This is a genomic window from Aliivibrio sp. S2TY2 (assembly GCF_028765525.1).
In the GTDB taxonomy this organism is placed as follows: domain Bacteria; phylum Pseudomonadota; class Gammaproteobacteria; order Enterobacterales; family Vibrionaceae; genus Aliivibrio; species Aliivibrio finisterrensis_A.
The window spans coordinates 1-20882 of the sequence record NZ_JARACS010000003.1; the positions used below are offsets into that span (position 1 = coordinate 1).

A 20882-nucleotide genomic window follows, 5' to 3' on the forward strand; every position below is an offset into this window, starting at 1 on the left:
GTTACTAAATTAATTTGATGAAAATGGTCAATTTTGGCTAAATCAGTAAATTAATCGGTTGATTCAGTAAATTTAAAGCTGTTTATCGTGCTTGTATAAGTATCTTCTTCCATCTCAATTCCAATGAATTTCCTGTTTAATGCTAGGCACGCCTTGCCTGTCGAACCTGAACCCATAAACGCATCAAGCACCACTGCATTCTCTCGACTGCTGCTTGAGATAATATGCTCGAGTAAATCCGCAGGTTTTTCGCATGGGTGTTTTCCTTGGTAATATTGCACCGGTGCGAACGTCCATACATCGGTATAAGGCACTTCATCAGTCACATAAAAAGGTCGCCTCAGACTTTCATACTCTGCTTTTAGTTCGTCGTATTCTTTGACGAGGTTTCCATATTCACTGTGTAATGCCTGGTATTCATTGGTGAGTTCTGTGTGCGTTTTGGATAGTTGGCCACTCTTTGATGCGAACAAGGTTTGAAGTTGTTTGTACTGAGTTTCCGTTGGTAGTTTCCATTGACTCGATGAGAACCAATGAGAGCACATTTGTGTGCCGGTGGCTTGATTGATTTCTTTTGCTGAAATATTGAGTGCATCTTTCGCGTTCTTGAAGTAATCCATTAACGGTTTAAACACGGCCTTCTTTAATTCCGTACATTTAGTCGCGTACTGGCTGCATCCTTTCGCGAACCCTTCCGAATCATAATGACCTGCAAAGATAATGCGCTCAGTTGCCGGAAAGAACGAACGTAAGTGGGGCTTGTGCGCTCGTTTCCACACGCCAGAGGGTTTTGCCCATACGATATGATTAAACACATCAAACCGTGCACGGATAAGCAATTCCGTATCAGCCGCTAACTTTGAACCGCAGAACAGGTATAAATTGCCAGAGGGTTTCAATACGCGCCAGAACTCAACCAATACCTCATCAAGCCACGCCAGAAAAGTTTCGACGTTTGGCCACTGGTTATCCCATGCGTTTTTCTTTACTTGAAAATAAGGTGGGTCAGTTAAAATTAAATCTATTGAGTTATCAGGTAAGGCTTTAAGGTAATGCAGACAGTCGGCATGAATAAGTTGCAGTTGTCCGTTATGTAGGGTGGTAGTGTGCATTTGTTACTCCAATTAAATAAGAGCCTTGAATGCAAAGAAACGCAGCCACATGAAGTGGCTGAGTGGGTTGATATGCTTCCTCTCCAAATATTCATCTGGGTCTCAGGTACTCAAGGCATAAAAACTAGAATGATTATATCAAGTTAAATTATAACTGTATATCCATACAGTCTTTTATGCGCGAGTATATTCACCATTATCTAATTGTCGAAGATGACCAAAGAAAGCGAGCTGTTCAAAGATAAGGGCAATGTGACTGCTGCTTTGGTCTGGAAGTTTGATATTTTCAGGGGTTATTGGGTAACGAGAGGCGGCTAACATAATGTGTTCAACCGTGGCTTCTTGGCCTTTTTTAATGGGTAACATGTTATGCCTCCCCATTGTAAATGTTATCTAGGCAAGCAAGGCGACCATATAAATCTAAGGCACTGCGAATGCTTGGGGCTATCATTTCACTGAGTAACATTTCTTCAGTTGCGGATAGGCTTTCTTTTTCTTTTCGCGTCATTTCTTCACAAGCGGCGCTGTTTATCTCAAGCATTATATTGCGTAATTGATCTGCAAGCTCTGTCGCTTGGTGTATTTTTTCTTTTATTATTTGGGTTGTCATGGTTTTTGCCTTGTTAATTGGTGTGCAATGACAGTAGCTCTGCACACCAATAGCAGCGAGTGGTGCTTTATCAAGAAGAGGTCTTGAACGCACTCTTTAATTTTGCCCAAAAATAAGACTCGCCTTTGGTTTGACGTTAGGGCTGGCTTGTCTATTTTTTGTGTTCAATAATTGTTCTTCTTGCGTTTGTTATCATTAGCAATACAATGTCCAAAAGTTTGTTAGAGGTAAATTACTGATGGGCGTTTATAAATTCAGAGGGCACGCATGCCCCATGTGCCATAGTGGAAACACCTCTATACGCACAAGTAAAAAAATAACACCTGCCTACCAGGTTCTTTATTACGACTGCAATAATGAGGATTGCCTAACTCGCTTTACTGCCGACTTAACCACTGGCCATGTAATACACACGCTGTTTGAAAAAAAAGCAAACCCACAACCACAAGAAAATAGCCCTGAAAATCAATTGGCATTTAATTTGTAGTTAAGCTGCACTGCTTTTCGGGACAGCAAATTCTATGTGCTTATGCTCAGGTAAAATGCGATTAATGCCAAGAATTAGCTTCTGCAGTGGCCTTGCTTCATTTTCATAATACATTTCACTGTATTGCAACGGATTACCAAGACTTGCGCCTTCTGGCGGTAAGATGCCACCAATGCCTGCTGGGAAACGGTGAGCAACAATCACCTCTTGGGATGATACTTTTTTTATGCCCTCAAACTCATCTTTAGAGCCGATATTACCAACCGGAATAAGTTGAACTCCATCTTTACCACCGCCAGGAATATTAATCAATGCCGATGAGAAATTACCCACACCGCGAGATTTCTTTAGTGCTTCCGCAAGATTATCTTCTGCCTCTGGTGTCATGTTTGGATCGGTTACATATAAAATAAAGCCCATGTGCATGCCGTTCTTGTAGTATCGACGACGAAAGCGAGTTGCATCTTGAGATAATAACGCCGACTCAATACCTGAGAGGTAGTCCGGCAGGCCATAAATGTTTTGTCTGGTATCGTAAAGTTTAATTTGATGGATCTCATCGGTTTTATACCAGGTTTTAGTCTCATCACTATTTAATCGAACAAAGCGATTATTCTTGCCACGCCTTGTCGTTAACGTTGGAACATGACCCAGGCGCAGTGGCTCACCAAATACATTTTTAAAGATCTGAACATGAGCCATCCCAAAGGTAATTAAGTCTTTACAGATATTCATCATGTCACAAAAGGATAATAAATCCGTTTCAACATAGTCTTTAGATAAGATGCGGGTTCTCGCCTCAACTACCGCACCATGATATGAGTTTGCAGTAAGCAGCTCAGACAACGACAAAAGAGAAATAGGCGTAGAATAAAACCCTTCACCTTCATCAAATTCTACATCGCTACACTCCACTGGGTTATCAACCTTAACACTCTCAACACCACCAAATTCAAAGACAGACGATGACGAACTATGCTCTTCTGTTACTTGGTGTTTGTTTCTTTTATTGAATTTCTTCTTTTTCATTATAGATTCATCCGAATTGTACTTGCTCGTCGAACGTTAACGTTTAGATCTTCACAAGCAACGGCGTGAGCAATTGCAAAGAAGCTATCCGCATGACCTGTTTCTTCTGTACGATCGGCTGCAAATGTCATAGAGCCGTGACCTGTTTGTTTTCGCTTTATTGCCATGAAAGAGGGCGCTATGGATGTATATTCCGCAGGCCACTTAATTCTTGCTGTACTCACTAAATCCATTACTTTAAGAACTAGGTTTTGTTTTACTTGTTGCGAATAACTAATGAGCATCGCTTGAGGGAAAAACGCCTTAACCATTTCCGCTACACCATTACCAACACCGCTGCAATCAATACCTATGTGCTTGACATTATAACGACTGAGTAAGCCTTGAATTTGCTCTGCTTGCCATGACCAGTGAAAACCTTTCCACTCAAATTCTTCTATTACTTCAAATGCTTCTGTTTTGTCTTTCGGCATTAGCAATACCATACATTTCGCAAAATCAGTGGTTCTTGCAGGATCGTAACCAATAGCAACAGCACTATCTCCAACAGGGAGAATGGCAGAAAGGTTAATATCCTTTCGCATATCGTCACGAATGCACTTAGCCAGAGCTGTAAGGGTGAATATACTGTCTGCTTCATCCATGAACTCACAATCATAAAGATACAAATAAGCATCTTCACTGCAGCGCTCTTTGATGTCATCGATGTCAATATCGGGGTTACCTGCATCGTACGCATCTTGCAAAGTGACCACGTAGCGCCACTTTAAATCTGGACAGACTTGTGGGTATTTCCTCAGCGTATCTTTTGATGGGAAAGGAACATCAACGCGATCTTTATTTCCTTTTTTCCAGTACGCCCCAGACCACACACGATAAGCACCGTGTTGCTTAGTTGATGGTGTTGAGAATACAGTTAGCCTGCGAGACTTTAACGTACTCATTGCACCAGCGGTTTCGTATATCCCCTCAAACTTACTTATCCAACAAGCTTCATCAATATAAAGATCTGAACTGAACGATTGAGCCGTTGCGCGGTTCGTGCCAATAAAACGAAACTCAGCGCCATTAGGCAATCGTATTGGATTACCCTTTAATTCAATACCGAAGTATTTCTCAGCAAGTTGGACAATGTACGAGCGAAATACCAGAGACTGCGCTTTTGAGGCAGAGAGGAATGTTTGGTTTTTTCCTGTCTCCATTGCCACATAAAGGGCTTCACCCGCAGCCTCAAACGTAAATCCAATCTGGCGAGATTTGATTGTCCAACGCTCTTTCTGGTGACGCTCTGTAAAATGAACTTGCTGATAAGGATACAGTGTATCAATCCAATTTTTCCAACGAGGATCGTCAATACCTGGAATGTCATTTTTACGAGTGCGTTTGCGTTTCTTATTCTCACCAGAAGAGGAGGTGCCACCGTACACTGTTGAGCTATTGTGAGCGTTCGCCAAACCCGCTTCGCGCTCTTTTAATGCAAAAGTGCGCTCACGAAGTCGCATGTTTGCGTCTTGTAGTTTAATTAGATTAGCAACCAGACGGTCGATTTCATCGAGCTCTGTTTTGCCTTTTAAATCACGATTGGTTAACTGAGAAAGACGTGCTTGTAATTGGTTTTCTGTACTAAACGCACTAAGTAAATCATTCCAACCTTCTTTATTTATCCAGTTGTAAATGGTTCTAACGCTGTTGATATTTAGCTTTTCAGTGATCTCTTTAGGCGTTAGGCTAGCTAAATACAGCTCTTTGGCTTTTTCTTTTATCTCATCGCCGTATCTGCTTTTTCTATCGGTAATCACACGCTAGTCTCTATTCAAATTTAGATCCTTAGCATACCAACCTCATCATTTAGTCGCCTCTTTTGTTGTTTGTGAAAACCCATGTTAACCAATGACATAGCTACATTTTTTCACTCTTTCATCTTATTGTATAACCCTAAGCGAAAGGATGGGTTTTATGTCATTACAAAGTGGATTTATTAATATCGGCACCAGTGGAAAAACCGTAGACGATCGAGTTATCGAAGCGTCTTGGCTAAAAGAAGCGGCTGCCTCTTACGATCCTAAATTTTACACCGCCGTTATTGACTTAAATCACTGGAATCCAGTATGGGCAGGAAGTTACGGCAAAGTATTGGACGTCAAGTTATCAAAAAATGATGAAGGTGAAGCTGTATTACTTGCCAATATTGAACCGAATGAAAAATTGGTGGCGATGAGCAAAAAAGAGGTGCTGTTTACCTCTATGTCACTAATGCCAGATTTTCGAGGCTCAGGTAAGCACTACCTTTGTGCGCTCGCCGTAACACCAAAGCCTGCCTCAGTAGGTACGGACCAGCTATTATTCTCGACTGATGGTGGTAGTGATGAAAAGAGCGTGCACACCGACTTTGTTCGAGTTGAGCTGACATTTAGCGAATCGACCAGTGAAGATATTGACGATCAAAAAATGTTCGCTGGCCTTAGAGAGTTTTTTAAAAAAAACCAAAAGCCCACAGATGATCAGGAAAATGAAATGAGCAAAGAATTAGAGAAAAAAGTAGACGCACTTACTGAGCAGGTGTCGTCATTCATTAGCCAGCAAGGTGTGAATGATCCACAAAAGCCAACAGCAACTGATTTCTCTGCTGCTGAAAAACTATTGGCGGCGAATGGGTACTCGGTTCAGAAAGAAGCCAGTGCGGATGAGCTAAAGGCAGCACAAGAGCTGCTGAAAGCGCAAGGTTTTTCCGTTGAAAAAGAAGCCAGTGACGACGAGCTGAAAGCTGCTCAAGCATTACTGAAAGGCAAAGGATTCAGCATTGTAGAGCCTGCCAGTGATGGCGACGAGCAAGGTGCAGAGTTTAGCCTTGAAAGTAAAACAAGCATTACTCGAAAAGAATTTGAAGTGCTTGCTGAGAAATTCAAGGATGCCAAAACAACAGAGTTTAATTTCACACCTGGCAGCGATCAACTTGGTGCCGGTGATGATACCGAATACCTGTAAACCCTGAGCCGTATCTTTTCTTTATTATAAGAGTGAATTATGTCAGATATTTATTGTGACAGCACAACCAGTAAGCGCATTAGCAAACTGCTGTCCAAAACTAAAAAGGCGTACAGCCTAGCGCGAGATGGCATGTACTTCTCGGTTGAAGCACCAAAAGAAACCAAACTTAAAAAAGCCATCATGGAGTCAAACGACTTTCTAAAGAAAGTAAACATGTTTGATGTGCAGCAAATTGTCGGTCAAGCCGTCACGGTTGGCAGCGATATGCTTTCTACTGGTCGTGATAAAACTCGCTTTGCGGGTACAACGCCAGAGATTGATGGTTATGAATACAAGCTATCAGTGACGGATACGGTTATTTATATCACTTGGGCTCGCCTTGCTGAATGGGCGAACTCGGGTGGTCAGAAAGAGTTTGAGAAAAAACTCATGGAATACATTACCGCACAGATTGGTAATGACATGTTGCGCGTGGCCATGAATGGTACGCATGCAGCAAAAGTAACGGATTTAGAAAAATACCCTAACGGCGAAGACATTAACGAAGGTTGGCACGCTCGTATCTTGCGTATTGCACCGGCGCAAATCGTAGGCTCTCGTCTTGATGATGGGGCTGAGATTTACTTCGATCCAGACGGCACTCGCGATGCGAATGGCAATCAGCTGTTTGACTATAAGACGCTTGATGCAATGGTGTCCGATCTTATTAATAACAACATTAATCCTGCGTTTCGTAACGCCTCTGATTTGGTTGTTCTTGTCGGTCAAGACTTGGTTGCTGCCGCTCAATACCGCTTATATACCGAAGCGGATAAACCAACTGAGCATAATGCTGCGCAAAAACTGGATAAATCTATTGCGGGTCGTCCGGCTTACGTTGTGCCTTACATGCCTGGTAAGCGCTTGGTGGTTACAAGCCTTAAAAATCTATCCATCTATACGCAAAAAGGTACTAAGCGCCGTAAGACAAAAGACAATGATGATCTTGGTCGTGTGGAATCGTTCTTGTGGCGTTTTGAAGGGTACATGGTTGAAGAGCCAACTAAGTACGCAGCCTTTGATGAAAACAGCGTAATTATCGGTGCCAGAACGCCAGCTAATGTGGCGAAAGAGCCAAAAATCACGACCGCACTAACGAGTAAAACCGTAGTGAAAGGGACTGATGCGGAGTTCACCGTTGTTGCAGAAAATGCCAACGAGTATCAGTGGGCGCTCGATGGTGCGGTGTTTGATATGACACCGACAGGCACAAGTACGGTCACAACAACCGATCTTGAACCTGGCGTGTACGCCGTTACGGTTGACTGCACCGGTGATATGGGAAGTAAACAAAGCGCAGCTACACTGACCGTTAACGCAGGCTAAGGGGATATATCATGCTTTCGCCACTACAACTAAGACGCCAGCGCATCGCTTTGAGCACAAAGGAAGAGAAAGAGCTGGTTAACACTCAGGATGATAGTGGCGTACCAGCTGTTATCCAGTCGCCTGCAAATAAAAACGAATGGAACTTGGTTCGCGCGTCAATTCGCAAAGACCTCGCTGCATTGAAAACCACTAAGCAACTGGCGGATAAGATTGCGTATAAGACTCGCTGCCTCTTGCAGTACGAGCCGTATCTTTTACGCGAGAATATCCCACTTGATGTGGCAGCCATCCTTACTATCTGGCTGTTCGATAGTGGCAATTTACAACGTGCTATTCCACTTGGTTTGTACTGCGTTAAATACGGCGCAGTCATGCCTAGCGGCCATAAGAAAGATGTGGCTACATTCATGGCAGATGCAACTCTTGATTGGTCTGAAAACCAGTGGAAACAAGGCCACAGCACAGCACCTTACTTTGAAGAGATGTTTAATTTAGTTACGACTGAATGGAAGATGTTCGATCAAGTAGAGGCGAAATATTACAAGCAAGCAGGCTTGATGGCATTAAGTGCTTATGGTGTAGAGGTTAAGCATATATCAGAGCCAGAGCCACTTTATATCGCCAAGGGGCTGTTTGAAAAAGCGCATGAAAAATGGAAAAGCGTTGGCGTGGCCACTCGCATCGATACCATTAACAAGCGCTTAATGAAATTAAACCTTCCACTTACTGCGGAAGAATAACCGACTCAACAGCAACACCGTGACCGGACGCTCTAGCAATGGCCAAGGGGCTAATATTGCGACGAGCTGCTCCGGCTCACTCTAAGGATGCCGTTATGTTTCAAGATAAAAAAACATTAGATGACCCTATTGATGACAATGTGGCGAACGATGAATTTTGGCCTGATTTATCAATTTCTGATTTTGTAAAAGCGTGTCGTATTCCACCGGTTTACAACGCAGAGCAAGGGCGAAGCATGTTGATAATGGCAATGGCTGGAGTAAATATTGAGCTAAACAGCTTTAGAGAGCGCTCAATTAACAATGGTCATTCCTCATCAAATGATATTGGTACCAATCTTGGCACCGAAAGCATGATCACGATCTCTTATCGACAAGCGGTTTACCAACGCGCTAAGGCGGGTTTATTAGTTCACTTCGCTACGCTATCAAGAAAATCTGAAGCGGAGAATGTAGCAAAAGAAAGCACAGAGACGCATGAGTCATTAATGGCGCTCTCTCAACTGGCTATTCGTAATATTTTAGGCATGCCCATTGCCACGGTGAGATTGTTATGACAGCGCTTGTGGTTGGTGCAAACACCACTTACATGGCTGAGCTTGCTAAGCACTACAAGCGCATTCTTGAATTAAAAATGGGCTCGACAGGTAAAGACTTGTTTGATTGCGTCATTACTGGCGGAACCTTATTCCCATCATTTAAAGACATGGGGGATGGCATGATTGCGTGCCGGTTTGAATACACCGCTGTCTTTATGTTTGAGGGATTGCCAGCAGGATTAATGGATCCTCGTATTCTTATGGCAGCAACAACGTGTTGGTTATTTGAAAACGATAAAGATCGAGAAAGCTCGAAACTCCCGCCGCCAAAAATTGACGTTGAAGCGTATGAAAATGACAGTGATACCCCCATGAGTGACATGGAGGTAACCATTCAATTTTCAGAGCCGGTCATGATGAAAGAAGTGGATGAGGCTTCGGGTGATATTTTTTACAACAATAAGCACTGGAGCATTCAGCCTTATGTGATCCATATCGCCGAGTCAACAAAGGTAATACCTGGTGAGCGTTGAGTTTTCACAAGCAGATGTTGATACGGCCATTAAAGCGCTTGAGCGATGCAGACTCACTTATCAGCAAGAGCAAGTGATTTTGCGGCGAATTGGTCGTGCAGTTATCAAGCAAGCAAAGCTAAACATTCGCAAACAAAGAGACATTCACGGTCAAGCGTTTGCGCCTAGAGTCAAAAAGCGAAAAGGTCGTCGTCGATTACTGCCTAACATAGCGAAAAAGCTCAGGGGCAAAACCGACGCCAATCATGTTGATGTTGGCTTTGGGAATGGATTAACAGGCGAGATTGCACACAAGCAACAATACGGCACACCTAGCGAAACATGGGATGGACGTCGAATGACGCGAGTGCGTGGCCCGGTTAATAGCTACAAAAAGCCCGCAACAGCAAGGCAAGCTAAAATTTTGCTTAATGCCGGGTTTAAAATCAAAAAATTACGCGGCAAAGGAAAGAAGCGCCCAACAGTTAAATGGATTAAGGAGAACCTAAAGCAAGGTCAACTGTGGGCGATTTGGAAAGAGTTAACCGATAAGGAAGCCGTTAGAACGTGGGAGATAAGAAATACCCCACGAGCGTTTCTTGGGTTAACTAGAGAGCAATCAGATCAAATTATCACCCGTGAAGTGTTGCGGATAAAGGGGTAACTCATGCTAGGAACCGTTACGGTCAGTAGCCGAAATCAGTATCAAAATACCATTAATGAAATAGAGCGTCGTTTTGTTTTTATCGGTAAAACCCCAAAAACAGAGTTGCAGAATAAAGTTACTTTTCTTAATGCTCAAACCGATATTAATGCACTTTTTAGTGCCGTACCGGTTGAAAGTAAAAAATCAAAATCAGTCGCATCCGTGGATACCTTTTTGCGTGATGTACTGATTGCTGCGCAAATCAATGGCGGCTCAGGATGGAGCGCAAGCGTTGTTGGTTTACCGAGTAATGGTGATTGGAAAGCTGCGCTTGATGCTGCGAATAAAGAGTTGTCATTTGAAGCGGTGGTACTCACTGACTTTATGATCACAAAATCCGATCTAGAGGCTGTCAGTAGCAAGATGGCTGAGGTTGAAAGTAAAGAGGCTCGCTTTATGTTTGCCATTACCTGTACTGCGCCTATCACAGGCCTAGAAGCATGGGGTGACTATAGCGCAAAACAAACGGCGTTATTAAAGGGTTTTACAAGCGCTCGCATTATGTGTGTCCCTACGCTATTTAGTAATGACATTGGAATACTCGCAGGCCGCTTATGTATTCGCTCGGTAACGATTGCCGATAGCCCTATGCGCGTTAAAACCGGCCCGCTACTTTCAATGGGGGCCGCTCTTGTTGATAAGGATGGAAAACCATTCCCTGAAGAGTTGCTGTCTGTTCTTGATGCGAATCGATACTCAGTTCCTCAAACTTATCCAGGTGAAGACGGATGGTACTGGGCTGATGGCAATACGCTTGATTTAGAAACTGGTGATTACAAAGTTATTGAGCATTTACGTATCGTACTTAAAGCGTGTCGTAACGTATACAAGATCGCAATACCAACCGTTGCTGATCGCTCGTTAAATAGCTCACCCAACAGTATTGCGGTAAATAAAAATCTGTACATGAAACCACTGCTGCAGATGGGCGCACCGGTGATCATCAATAACGTTCGTTTTCCTGGTGAAATTCACCCACCAAAGGACAACGCCGTTGAGATCAATTGGCTGAGTGATAAGAAAACGGAAATATACATCACCGTTCGGCCTATCGACAGCCAAAAGGACATCACGATTGGTGTTGGCATTGATTTAAGTAAATCTAAAACAGGAGAGTAACCATGTCTCGCGGTACAAGTTTAAGCGGCTTAGATGTTGATGTCACGATTGGCAGTACGGACATTACGGTCGATAAAATCACCCTTGATATTGAAGACAACGGCAAGGCATCCAAATCTCGCGGCGTTAACAGCGGCTGGTTAACTGGAAGTATTGGTGCTAAAGGAAGCATTGAGTTAAATACGGAAAACTTCAATCGTTTAAGTAAAGCTGCAGATAATGCTGGCTCATGGCGAGAGCTGCCGTTCTTTGATTTTATGATGTATGCAAAAACCAACTTAGAGTTAAAAGTGGAAGCGTTTGATTGCAAATTAAAACTTACCAACTTGCTCGATGTTGACCAAAAGGAAGGCGGAGATGGTTTGGTGCATAAACTGGATTATGAAGTATGTGGTCGTGATTTTGTAAAAATCAATGGCACGCCTATTTTGAGCTTAAAAGAAATTGAGCACTTATCGCGGGATCTATAAATGGTGGATTACTCAATTGCTGCGCGTATTCAAGAAAGCCTGCCGCTTATTGTAATGTTCTTTTTGGCTTGTGTCGCAAGCCTATTAAGGACTGATAAGCACTCATTGCTCACCATTATTACTGGCGTTGTTCTGTCTGGTTTTGTTGCTTATTCCGTAAACCTTCTGCTTGTTCATTTTGATATTGCAGAGAATATTCGGATTGTGTGCGTTGGTGGTGCGGCTTATCTCAATCGGTACATCGTGGATTTACTCGACAGATTGGCCACTCAAATAGTATCTAACCCACAACAAGCGCTCAAAGACATTAAAGCGCTGTGGAAAAAATAAAGGATAAGCCATGTATCACTTAGGGAAAAAAAGTTTATCTCACTTGCACAAAGTGCACCCCAGGTTTGCAGCGTGCATTGCTCTTGCGGCTACGGTGTCGACGGTAGATTTTTCTGTCAGTGAAACTATACGAACAAGCGATCGCCAGCGCGAGCTGTTTTATGGGACACCCAAACGGTCGTGGACATTAAACAGTAAGCACTTATTGCAAGATGATGGTTATGGTCATGCTGCCGATTTGATCCCTTTAAAAAAAGGTGGCGGAGCTGATTGGGATCGATGCGCTGAAGTCAAAGACGCTATGTTTAAGGCTGCCGAACTCATCGGTATTCGCATTCGATGGGGCGGCGATTGGAACCAAAATGGTTCAAGCGCCGATGAGCATCAACGTGGCAGTTATGATGGCCCTCACTTTGAATATTTAGGCTTAGCATGAAAAAAATAGTCGCTCTGATTTTTCTTGCTCTTTTGATTGCCAGTTATTTTTATGGGTATAAAACTGGAAGTGAGAAAACAAGATTGCATTACATGGAGCTTGCAACTGAGCAAGCCACACTAGCGCAAACAAAAGAGCGACAACTTATGCAAGCGTTGTCTGTTGCAAAGCAAGAAACCGCCAATAGCGTAGTCAGAGTGGAGCAGCATTTTATTCCGGTTGATAGAGAGGTTATTCGTTATGTTACCCGTGAGAAAGTCATTACTTGTCAGCCTGATCATACTGAGTGGATGCAACTCCACAACCTCGCTGCCAGTGGAGCATCAGAAGCCGCTTTTGGTCGATGAATCATTAATGATTGCACCTCCAGAGCAGTTGCAACTGATTGAGCCTGACATCATCAAGAAAAACAATCTTGATTTAGCGCTGCCCATTATTACGAACAATTACAAAACGTATTTTATTACCCGCGAAAAGATCGTCGGGTTACAAAACCTTATTCGCATTTATAACAAGGAAATTTCCAATGGAAAATAAAACAGAAGGCAAAAACGAAATTAACACTAACGAAGCGATGGCGCTAATTAAAAGTATGCAAGGTGCGCGTGAAGTGATTGTGCCTATTTCATTAAATGGCACTCTTGTTCATAAGGGCATGAAATTCACCGTATCCATCTCTGATTACAACACGTTCATCAACAGTGGCCAGAATGCAAAAATTAGCCCAACCATTGCGGCGAAAGATTTACTAATGCATACCGTAGCGAAAGAGGACAAAGAGATGCTTACTGAACTCCTAAAAATCGCAGGCACACTGGACAACATTACAATGGAAGTGGTTAATCAAGTCGCTCCTGATATGAGCGCAGTATTGGACTAGTTAACGCCGCGACAGCGACGTATCGCAAAAACCCATTAAGCCAGGCGATTGCATTGCGGTCGCACTATTTGCCAGGTGAGAGCGATAGCATTGATAACCTAGCAAGAGCGATATGGCTCAGTGAGCATTTTACAAACAGCATGGTCGCGGCGGTCAATAAGGGTGCTGGCATGCTTTTTAAATAATAGGCAGAGCTATGGATCTTGATATTTACAATACCATTAAAGATAAAGGGCTACGCCTTAGTAGCCCTTCTCTTGGCGTTATCACTGAAACAACCAACGAATTAAATCGTGCAATGGCTGCGGTTAATCGCCTACCTGTATTAATTCCTCCTGCGCTCGTTGGCGTTCCTGAGTCTCTGGTTACCAAAATGACCGACTCATTAACTGATGCACTTGCTACCACAACGCAATCCACACTTAGCATTCAAGAGAGTCTTAACAATGTATTTAGTAGTATTACACAAAGTAGTCTTGTTAATAACCTTGAGAGCGTAGATGGTTGTGCGAATTTAACCGAATTAACCGGTAGCGTTACTGGAGAGATTGACGACTTTCTTCATGAGATGAAATCCATTGCTGCTGCTCAAATTCAGCACATCGAAGATTACCTTGCCAATGTAATTGATGAGGGTGAGCTTGGTGCTTTTCTTGATGCATTAATTGCGAAATTTGAACCGCTTAAAAACAGCATTACGTCTATTTTTGATAAAGAAAAGGCGTTGTTTTCTGATATGAAAAACAAACTAGCCTCCGCCAGTCAAGCGAATATGATAAGCGAGCTTTGGAATAATCCGTGTTCAAAAATGCTACTAGAGCAAACGCTTCCTGATGATCTAAAAGAATTATTACCATGAACAGAAGATTGAATTTTCAGGTATGGCTACGTGATAGAACGCAGAGAGGGTTTGCTAACGTTACTAGCCGATTGAGAACTCTACAAAGAGAAGCCCGCATTACTCAAAAAGCATGGACAAACATGGGAGTGGGCGCGGGCGCTGCTTGGGCGGTAGGTCAAACGATGCAAGGGCTAACTGGCCCTGCGAGAGAAATGAATGCGGCTCGTGGCGAGTTGCATTCTCTATTGGATGAAACAGGCAGCGACACGCTAAATAAAGTGCAATGGGAAGCTATGAAGTTTGCCAGCTCATACGGCCAGTCCGCCTCGGAATTTGTTCGCGCCTCTTATGATATTCAATCTGCCATTAGCGGCCTTAATGGTACCGAGCTTGCAAAATTTACCAGCGCATCTGCAATCTTAGCAACGGCAACAAAAGCTGATACCGCCACGATCACAAGCTACATGGGTACCATGTATGGGGTATTTAAAACCAACGCTGACAAGATGGGAAAAGCGCAGTGGGTTGAGAAAATCGCAGGCCAAACTGCCGTTGCGGTAAAAATGTTTAAAACCACAGGCTCTGCCATGAACGAGGCGTTCTCCGGTCTTGGCTCGCGTGCGTCAAACCAGAATATTAGCTCTGCAGAGCAGTTTGCCATTTTAGGTATGGCGCAAGCCGGTAAAACAGGCAGTACAGCAGGTACGGCTTACGCAGGATTCATGGATGCATTACCTAACGCTCAAAACAGATTAAAACTTAACTTTGCCGGTGATGACGGTAAAGCGCTTGGCATGGTTGCGGTTATTGATAAATTAAAATCGAAACTTGGTGATGAGCTAAGTGTTAATGTCGTTGGTCACTTAAACTCTGCATTTGGTACGGTAGCCTCTGGACTTATCCAAGATTTATGGCATCAAACCGATGTGCTTGGCGCTAACATTTCAAGCCTAGATAAAGTAAACAACATGGATCAAGCCACATTAATGGCGAGGCGAATAGCAGATCCGTGGAGCATGTTAGGTCAAACAGTAAATAACGTGCGTGTCATTTTTGGGCAAGCGCTCGATACCGCGCTAATGCCCACAATCACCTTTATGACAAGTGGATTTAAAACACTGCAGCAGTGGATGATTGCTTTTCCAAAAATAACGGCAGGCGTTGCATGGCTTACGTTTGGTCTTGTTACTCTTGGCGCTGTCGTTGCGTCAGTCACTTTACTCACAGGTGCTTATGCTATTGCAAAAATAGGTCTTAAATACGCGTTCTATGCGTTTAAGTTTGTACTTTGGGATGTATGGAAAGCACTTGGATTAATGATCGTAAGGCTTGTTGCATTAACTGTCGTCGCTTGGGGGAAGGTGAAAGCAGGTGTAGCACTTACCATTACCACATTAAGATTGTGCGTCGCTTATATCGCAACCACTAGAGCTGGCTCATTAGTGTTTGCCTGCATTGGTCGAATAACCACATCTTTATGGGCAGGTGTTATTGCAACTAAAGCATCAATCCTAAGCACGCTACGATTATCCATCGCTTATATTTCCACTTTTAAAGGCGATATTGTTAGTTTCATTGCTCGAATGACTGCTTCTTTGTGGGCTGGCACTCTCGCAACCAAAGCACTTGCCGTTGCAACATTTACCACAGGTAAGGCCTCACTAATGGCTTTTGGCTCAGGCGTTGCAACAAATATAGCTCGATTGATTGCATTTTTGTGGTCAGGTGTCATTGCAACTAAAGCTCTCGCTATTGCCACTTTTGCAGCAGGTAGAGCCTCTTTGGTGGCTTTTAGCTCTGGCGCGATAGCAAGAATAGTTGCAATGAGTGCGGCTATGGCTCCATTGCTTATGGGTATGATTAGTCTTATTCCGGCGGCATGGTCGCTTGCTGTCGCTTTTTTTGCAGCGATTGGGTGGGTACCTGTTCTTATTACCGCCATCGTAATTGGGGTTGGTTTACTTGTAGCAAAGTGGGATGAGTTTACTGCAGCCTTTGGTAACACAAAATGGTTTAAAGCAATAGCGGGCGCTCTGAGCTCTTTTATGGGGTATCTAGGCAGTATTGGTGATTGGTTTAAAAGTACGTGGTCATCAATCACTGGCTTTTTTTCTGATGATAACGATTTAAAAGCAACCATTGACCAACAGGTTGGCGTGATGAACAGCAAGCTTCAAGTAACTCCTGGAGGTATTGAGAATGGTGAGCATAGCACCATTCCAGCGAACTACGCCCCAAGTCATACGCAAAACCAGAGCAACAGCAACAGCATTGGCGTGATGAACATCAATACGACTCACGCACCTGGATTAACCGATCTTCATTCTTACATGAGCTTAAGGACACCATAATGAACGCTACCTATAAAGACTTACTCATAGAGGATGGTGACATTGTTCTCGATGTTGGGCGCAATCCTATTACTTGCATTAACGATCAATGCATCGCTCAAGATGTTAAGCATGCAATTTTAGAAAGTCGGTTGGCAGTTGAGCTTGTTGCAGAGCGAAGCATGACAACGATTAGCGATATTGAACATCAACTCATCATGTTAGCTGAAAATGATTTACGCATTATTCCAGGTACCGGTGCAATCAATATTGTTGATGATGAGCGCCTATTGACAGCGAGTACCTATGAGTTTGGAGATATTGATGCATGGATATAAATAATAACGCTCAGTTTGAGCAAATACTCAAAAACAACAATATACCGACAACGGAAACTGAAATTCATACGGTATTTGAAAAAGAGGTTTCAGAGCAAGGATCGTTAATTAATAACGATCCTAAATTCTCACCGTTCTGGCGTTTAATTAAAGGCATTATTAGCAAGCCTTATTTCTGGCTTGTTTCGCTTTTAACTAACGTTGTGCTACCGCAATCCTTTGTTAAAACGGCAACCGGCTTTTTTCTTGATCTGCATTTGGAGTCAGTAAACCTTAAACGAAAACCTGCAAGTAAAGCAAAAGGGTTTGTTATTTTTGAGCGAGAAGAGGAGGCGCCAGAGCTGTCGCTGCCTGCAGGGTTTACGATCAGCACCGAGCGAATTAATAACGTGGTGTATCAGGTTATTATTCCTGAAGCCGTAACGCTGCCTGCAAGCACAATAAGAGTTCAAGTGGATTGCATAGCAACAAAAACAGGTGATGACTTTAATTTATCTGGAGGCTATTACTGCATCCCGCAATCGCCTTTACCTGGACTTATTCGCGTATATAACCCTGATGACTGGTTAACCTCTCCTGGCTCTGATATTGAAAGCAATACCGATGCAAGGGAGCGTTACCGCGCTCAATTTACCGCAGCGTCTGGTTGGTTTATTGATGATAAATACAAACTTGTCATGAGCGAATTTGGTGGCGTAAAAGCCGATCAGATTTATATCGAAAAAAATGGGCCGCGCGGCCCTGGCTCTGCCAATGCGTATTTATTACTTGATAGCGGAACACCTACTGAGCCGTTTTTAAAGGCAATCAATGACGCGGTTCGCATTGGTGGCTATCACGGACTCGGTGATGACATACTGGCTATGTCCTTACCTGAGAAAGAAATAAATATTACGCTTGAGGTTATGCCAATACCCAACCTTGCGAAAAGTGCTCGCACTCAATTACTGTTTGATGTTGAGCAATATATCCGATGTGTATTTCGAGAAAATCAAGCGTACGAGAACACAATAAAAACGTGGCCACAATCACTATTTAGCTTTTCAACATTAAACCAGGAGCTACGAAATAATTTTACTCAAATAGAAACGTTGTATTTCTCTAATCGTGATTTTAGAAGTGCCTTTGAGATTGCTCGCATTAATACGTTATCCATAACCGATACAGGGAGTGGCAATGCTTAAGATTGAATTGCCATTCTGGATGAACAAAGGTGAGTTAAAAAAACTCAACCTTGCCGCGCAAGGGTTTTGGGAAACCGTAGAGCGATGGATGTGCATATCATTAAGCAAGTTTGATTTAATGACATGCGATTTAATTATTGTTGATCACATTGCATGGGAGAGAAAAATAAGTCGACTGGATGGAGAAATAGAATCCATCTATCGAAAGCGAGTGCAGTTTGCTTTTGTTAATGCGCAAGACGCTGGCATGAATCGAGGCATATATAACATTTTTGAGCGCCTTGGTATTCCTGTGTATGACGTCAAAGAGCGTCAACCTGGTAAGGACTGGGATGTTGTCACTATTGAAATGAATGATGAGCTTTTATCGGGAAATAAAGAACTGCTTAATTTACTCATCCAAACCTATGGCGCAACCTGCAGGCGCTATGAATACAGCATCACAATAGAAACCAATCAATACCTAAGTGTGGGTGAAATGAGCTGGACGCACCAAACGTATATTGCATTAACGAGTGAATTTTAATTTTAGACGGAAGAACTGAATGAGCAGAACAATATTAACCAATGCGTTCTTGGCGTATAAAGCACAGTGTGAAGCCACAAATCAGCCAGTGGTAATGGATGAGTTTGTGTTTGCGCTTATCCCAAATCAAGATCACAACGCACCCATAAATCCTAATGAAGCACTGCCAGAAGACGCTCACATTAAAGGGCGATTTACTGTAACGAAAAAAGGGATGATAAACCCTAACGCTGTGGTGTACTCCATTATTCTTGGTACAGAGATTGGTTCATGGGATTTTAATTGGATAGGGTTAGTTAATAGCCAGACCAATACTGTTGGTGCGATTAGTCATGTTAAAACGCAAAGCAAAACGCAAGCTGAGCCAGGTAATAATACAGAGGGGGACACGTTAGCGCGTAATATTATTACTCCTTATATTAACGCATCAAACCTAACACAAATTACGGTTACAGCAGAAGTATGGCAGCTTGATTTCAATAATCGACTCACAGCGATTGATGAGCGCATTCGCATTGATAGTATGGATATGTATGGCCACGCTTCATTTATTCAGGACGGGTGGGAATTAACAAGCAGTAATGGCGCAGTATCACTGGCGGCAGGCATTGCTTATATTGCAGGATTACGCTGCGTAAACATTGATACGATGCCTATAAATTTAAATGGTCTCATATTACCTAAAACGGTTTATCTTGAAGCTTGTTTAATGGGTAGCGTTAATAGTGCATGGGAAATCGTTACGAATATCACTATTGCGGACTCTCATCCACCAGTAAGAACCGAAAACGGTATTACTTATTACAGCAACCCCATAGCAATTATTACATCAATTGACAACATTACTGATTTACGACCAATTGACTGGAGAACGGCACATCTAGATAAAAACAAAGATCCTCATGCGCAGTATTTATTAAAGGAGAAGGCTGCGACAAATGAAGATATTGATGCTAATTCTACGAATAAAAAATTCATTGAACTCCCGCAGCTGTGGCGTGTGATTAACCCAATAAAAGACAGAGTTAATGAAGCCCTATCAGTTGCACATAGCAAATGGACGTATGCTGTCGCATCAACCACAGTCTACGGTGCTACTAAGCTATCAGGGGCGGTAAACTCTACTAGCGAAGCATTAGCGGCAACGTCAAGTGCAGTGAAGAAGGCTTACGACTTAGCCGCAAGTAAAATGACTAAGGCTCAAGGTGACTCGTGGTACTGGAAGCGCGGTGAAACAGTAACTAACTCAACGAAACTGAATAATAAAACAAACAGCACAGCAGCAACGGGCAGTACGATTGCAGAAAGGGAGAGCTCTGGTGATTTGTTCGCCCGATTATTTCGTTCTAACTATCAAGATGAAAGCGCAATCAGTGGCGGTCTAGCATTTCGTAAAAGTACATCTGATAACTACATTCGTTTTTGTAATAACGTTGCAGCAATAAGAACTTGGTTGAGCGTTTTTAGTAAAGCTGAAGGTGACGGGCGTTATGTAGCAAAGTCACAGGTAAGCAGTTCAACATCATCTACGTCAACGACTAATGTTGCTAACTCAAAAGGCTTGAAAGATGTAATGGACAGAGCTAACGCTGCATATAACAAAGCAGTGTCTGGAAGTTATGAAGCGAGTGTATACAAGGGTACTGATGCTAATAATATGACTTATCCGATCGGTCATATTACAAATGCTGTCGATGGTGGTTATATACGCAACAGATTGAATATTCATACGTATTTACGATTAATGCATACAAGTAATAATGGTAATTCATACGCAACGGACAATTATACAGGCCACCAGAAACCTGATGGTGGTGATCATGTTTCAGGGACTTGGGCTATACGTTTTTGGACAAACTCGGCGGGTAATGTATGGGGTGCAGCAGTGCAGAGGATTTTATAATGGAAGTTAAACTAATAAGCGCAACTAACTTATCATTTGCAAGTGAAGATAAAACGACAATTCTCATGACAGTCGAGGTTGAAGGTGTTGCTGAAATAACAGAGCCAGTTGAGTTCGTTGCTTCAGCATTCGATGTCATGCCACATGGCGTTGAATTTTACAAACGTGCTCGCCTCGGTGAGTTCGGGACAGTTAAGCAATACGAACATTACGTTCAAACTGAAGCAGATTTGCTAGAAGAAGCAAGAATGCTCTTTGAATCAGAGAAACAAATAGCGCTACGTATTGAAGAAGATTATCGACTAGAACTCGCTAACATTTCAGATAAACAAATGCGAGAAGTAAAAGAATACATAAGAGCGATAAATCCAACCGCGGCGACTAGAGACATCCCGAACCGCCCTGAAATCATGAAGAGTTATAAATACAATTAG

The 20882-nt window shown here is 42.9% G+C and carries 26 protein-coding genes; 21 read left to right on the plus strand and 5 right to left on the minus strand.

Annotation, left to right across the window (positions count from 1 at the left end; all coding sequences use genetic code 11):
* Nucleotides 1-50: 50 nt before the first annotated feature.
* The 5 genes from PVK63_RS06310 to PVK63_RS06330 form a co-directional block, all read right to left on the minus strand.
* The gene (locus tag PVK63_RS06310; protein WP_274440048.1) at nucleotides 51-1112 is read right to left on the minus strand and encodes a DNA-methyltransferase; all 1062 of its coding nucleotides are present in this window, start codon (nucleotides 1110-1112) and stop codon (nucleotides 51-53) included.
* 174 nt (nucleotides 1113-1286) lie between these two features.
* Entirely contained in the window at nucleotides 1287-1478 is a 192-nt protein-coding gene (locus PVK63_RS06315; protein WP_274440050.1) for a hypothetical protein, read from the minus strand.
* A 1-nt stretch (nucleotide 1479) separates the two neighbouring features.
* Nucleotides 1480-1815 carry a hypothetical protein gene (locus PVK63_RS06320; RefSeq protein ID WP_274440051.1) on the minus strand — a complete coding sequence of 112 codons (336 nt, stop codon included), beginning with the start codon at nucleotides 1813-1815 and terminating at the stop codon, nucleotides 1480-1482.
* A gap of 394 nt (nucleotides 1816-2209) precedes the next feature.
* Nucleotides 2210-3238, minus strand: coding sequence for a phage portal protein (locus tag PVK63_RS06325; RefSeq protein ID WP_274440052.1), 1029 nt, complete (start codon nucleotides 3236-3238; stop codon nucleotides 2210-2212).
* Entirely contained in the window at nucleotides 3238-5037 is a 1800-nt protein-coding gene (locus PVK63_RS06330) for a terminase large subunit domain-containing protein (protein ID WP_274440053.1), read from the minus strand. Before PVK63_RS06330 ends, PVK63_RS06325 begins: the two co-directional genes overlap by 1 nt.
* 157 nt (nucleotides 5038-5194) lie before the next feature.
* Here PVK63_RS06330 and PVK63_RS06335 point away from each other — a divergent pair, with 157 nt between their 5' ends.
* From PVK63_RS06335 to PVK63_RS06430, 21 genes are all read left to right on the plus strand, one after another.
* The gene (locus tag PVK63_RS06335; RefSeq protein WP_274440054.1) at nucleotides 5195-6223 is read left to right on the plus strand and encodes a GPO family capsid scaffolding protein; all 1029 of its coding nucleotides are present in this window, start codon (nucleotides 5195-5197) and stop codon (nucleotides 6221-6223) included.
* Nucleotides 6224-6262: 39 nt separating this feature from the next.
* The gene (locus PVK63_RS06340; protein ID WP_274440055.1) at nucleotides 6263-7591 is read left to right on the plus strand and encodes a phage major capsid protein, P2 family; all 1329 of its coding nucleotides are present in this window, start codon (nucleotides 6263-6265) and stop codon (nucleotides 7589-7591) included.
* Nucleotides 7592-7641: 50 nt separating this feature from the next.
* Nucleotides 7642-8334, plus strand: a complete 693-nt coding sequence (gpM, locus tag PVK63_RS06345; protein WP_274449246.1) for a phage terminase small subunit — start codon at nucleotides 7642-7644, stop codon at nucleotides 8332-8334.
* A gap of 95 nt (nucleotides 8335-8429) precedes the next feature.
* Nucleotides 8430-8891 carry a head completion/stabilization protein gene (locus PVK63_RS06350; protein WP_274440058.1) on the plus strand — a complete coding sequence of 154 codons (462 nt, stop codon included), beginning with the start codon at nucleotides 8430-8432 and terminating at the stop codon, nucleotides 8889-8891.
* Nucleotides 8888-9406: a phage tail protein gene (locus PVK63_RS06355; RefSeq protein WP_274440059.1), complete on the plus strand. Its 519-nt coding sequence runs from the start codon at nucleotides 8888-8890 to the stop codon at nucleotides 9404-9406. Before PVK63_RS06350 ends, PVK63_RS06355 begins: the two co-directional genes overlap by 4 nt.
* Nucleotides 9396-10049 carry a hypothetical protein gene (locus PVK63_RS06360; RefSeq protein WP_274440060.1) on the plus strand — a complete coding sequence of 218 codons (654 nt, stop codon included), beginning with the start codon at nucleotides 9396-9398 and terminating at the stop codon, nucleotides 10047-10049. Before PVK63_RS06355 ends, PVK63_RS06360 begins: the two co-directional genes overlap by 11 nt.
* A gap of 3 nt (nucleotides 10050-10052) precedes the next feature.
* Nucleotides 10053-11210, plus strand: coding sequence for a DUF2586 domain-containing protein (locus PVK63_RS06365; protein WP_274440062.1), 1158 nt, complete (start codon nucleotides 10053-10055; stop codon nucleotides 11208-11210).
* A gap of 2 nt (nucleotides 11211-11212) precedes the next feature.
* Complete coding sequence (locus PVK63_RS06370) at nucleotides 11213-11680, plus strand: phage protein (RefSeq protein WP_274440063.1); 468 nt, start codon at nucleotides 11213-11215, stop codon at nucleotides 11678-11680.
* Nucleotides 11681-12010, plus strand: a complete 330-nt coding sequence (locus PVK63_RS06375) for a hypothetical protein (RefSeq protein WP_274440064.1) — start codon at nucleotides 11681-11683, stop codon at nucleotides 12008-12010. It abuts the gene before it with no gap.
* Between the two features lie 10 nt (nucleotides 12011-12020).
* Nucleotides 12021-12446, plus strand: a complete 426-nt coding sequence (locus PVK63_RS06380; RefSeq protein WP_274440066.1) for a M15 family metallopeptidase — start codon at nucleotides 12021-12023, stop codon at nucleotides 12444-12446.
* Nucleotides 12443-12793, plus strand: coding sequence for a hypothetical protein (locus tag PVK63_RS06385; RefSeq protein WP_274440067.1), 351 nt, complete (start codon nucleotides 12443-12445; stop codon nucleotides 12791-12793). The genes PVK63_RS06380 and PVK63_RS06385 overlap by 4 nt, the downstream gene beginning before the upstream one ends.
* A gap of 7 nt (nucleotides 12794-12800) precedes the next feature.
* Complete coding sequence (locus PVK63_RS06390) at nucleotides 12801-12983, plus strand: hypothetical protein (protein WP_274440068.1); 183 nt, start codon at nucleotides 12801-12803, stop codon at nucleotides 12981-12983.
* Nucleotides 12973-13326 carry a putative phage tail assembly chaperone gene (locus tag PVK63_RS06395; RefSeq protein ID WP_274440069.1) on the plus strand — a complete coding sequence of 118 codons (354 nt, stop codon included), beginning with the start codon at nucleotides 12973-12975 and terminating at the stop codon, nucleotides 13324-13326. The genes PVK63_RS06390 and PVK63_RS06395 overlap by 11 nt, the downstream gene beginning before the upstream one ends.
* 53 nt (nucleotides 13327-13379) lie before the next feature.
* Nucleotides 13380-13511, plus strand: a complete 132-nt coding sequence (locus PVK63_RS20030) for a DUF6890 family protein (RefSeq protein WP_443111681.1) — start codon at nucleotides 13380-13382, stop codon at nucleotides 13509-13511.
* Between the two features lie 11 nt (nucleotides 13512-13522).
* On the plus strand, nucleotides 13523-14185 hold the full coding sequence (locus PVK63_RS06400) for a DUF7217 family protein (protein WP_274440070.1): 663 nt from the start codon (nucleotides 13523-13525) through the stop codon (nucleotides 14183-14185).
* Complete coding sequence (locus tag PVK63_RS06405) at nucleotides 14182-16518, plus strand: phage tail tape measure protein (RefSeq protein WP_274440071.1); 2337 nt, start codon at nucleotides 14182-14184, stop codon at nucleotides 16516-16518. The genes PVK63_RS06400 and PVK63_RS06405 overlap by 4 nt, the downstream gene beginning before the upstream one ends.
* The gene (locus PVK63_RS06410; RefSeq protein WP_274440072.1) at nucleotides 16518-16835 is read left to right on the plus strand and encodes a DUF2590 family protein; all 318 of its coding nucleotides are present in this window, start codon (nucleotides 16518-16520) and stop codon (nucleotides 16833-16835) included. Before PVK63_RS06405 ends, PVK63_RS06410 begins: the two co-directional genes overlap by 1 nt.
* Nucleotides 16826-18019 (plus strand): baseplate J/gp47 family protein, encoded by a 1194-nt coding sequence (locus tag PVK63_RS06415; RefSeq protein WP_274440073.1) that lies wholly within the window; start codon nucleotides 16826-16828, stop codon nucleotides 18017-18019. The genes PVK63_RS06410 and PVK63_RS06415 overlap by 10 nt, the downstream gene beginning before the upstream one ends.
* A complete protein-coding gene (locus tag PVK63_RS06420) occupies nucleotides 18012-18545 on the plus strand; it encodes a phage tail protein (RefSeq protein ID WP_274440074.1) in 534 nt (177 codons plus the stop codon). The genes PVK63_RS06415 and PVK63_RS06420 overlap by 8 nt, the downstream gene beginning before the upstream one ends.
* Before the next feature lie 19 nt (nucleotides 18546-18564).
* Nucleotides 18565-20448, plus strand: a complete 1884-nt coding sequence (locus PVK63_RS06425; protein ID WP_274440075.1) for a phage tail-collar fiber domain-containing protein — start codon at nucleotides 18565-18567, stop codon at nucleotides 20446-20448.
* Entirely contained in the window at nucleotides 20448-20882 is a 435-nt protein-coding gene (locus PVK63_RS06430) for a hypothetical protein (protein WP_274440076.1), read from the plus strand. Before PVK63_RS06425 ends, PVK63_RS06430 begins: the two co-directional genes overlap by 1 nt.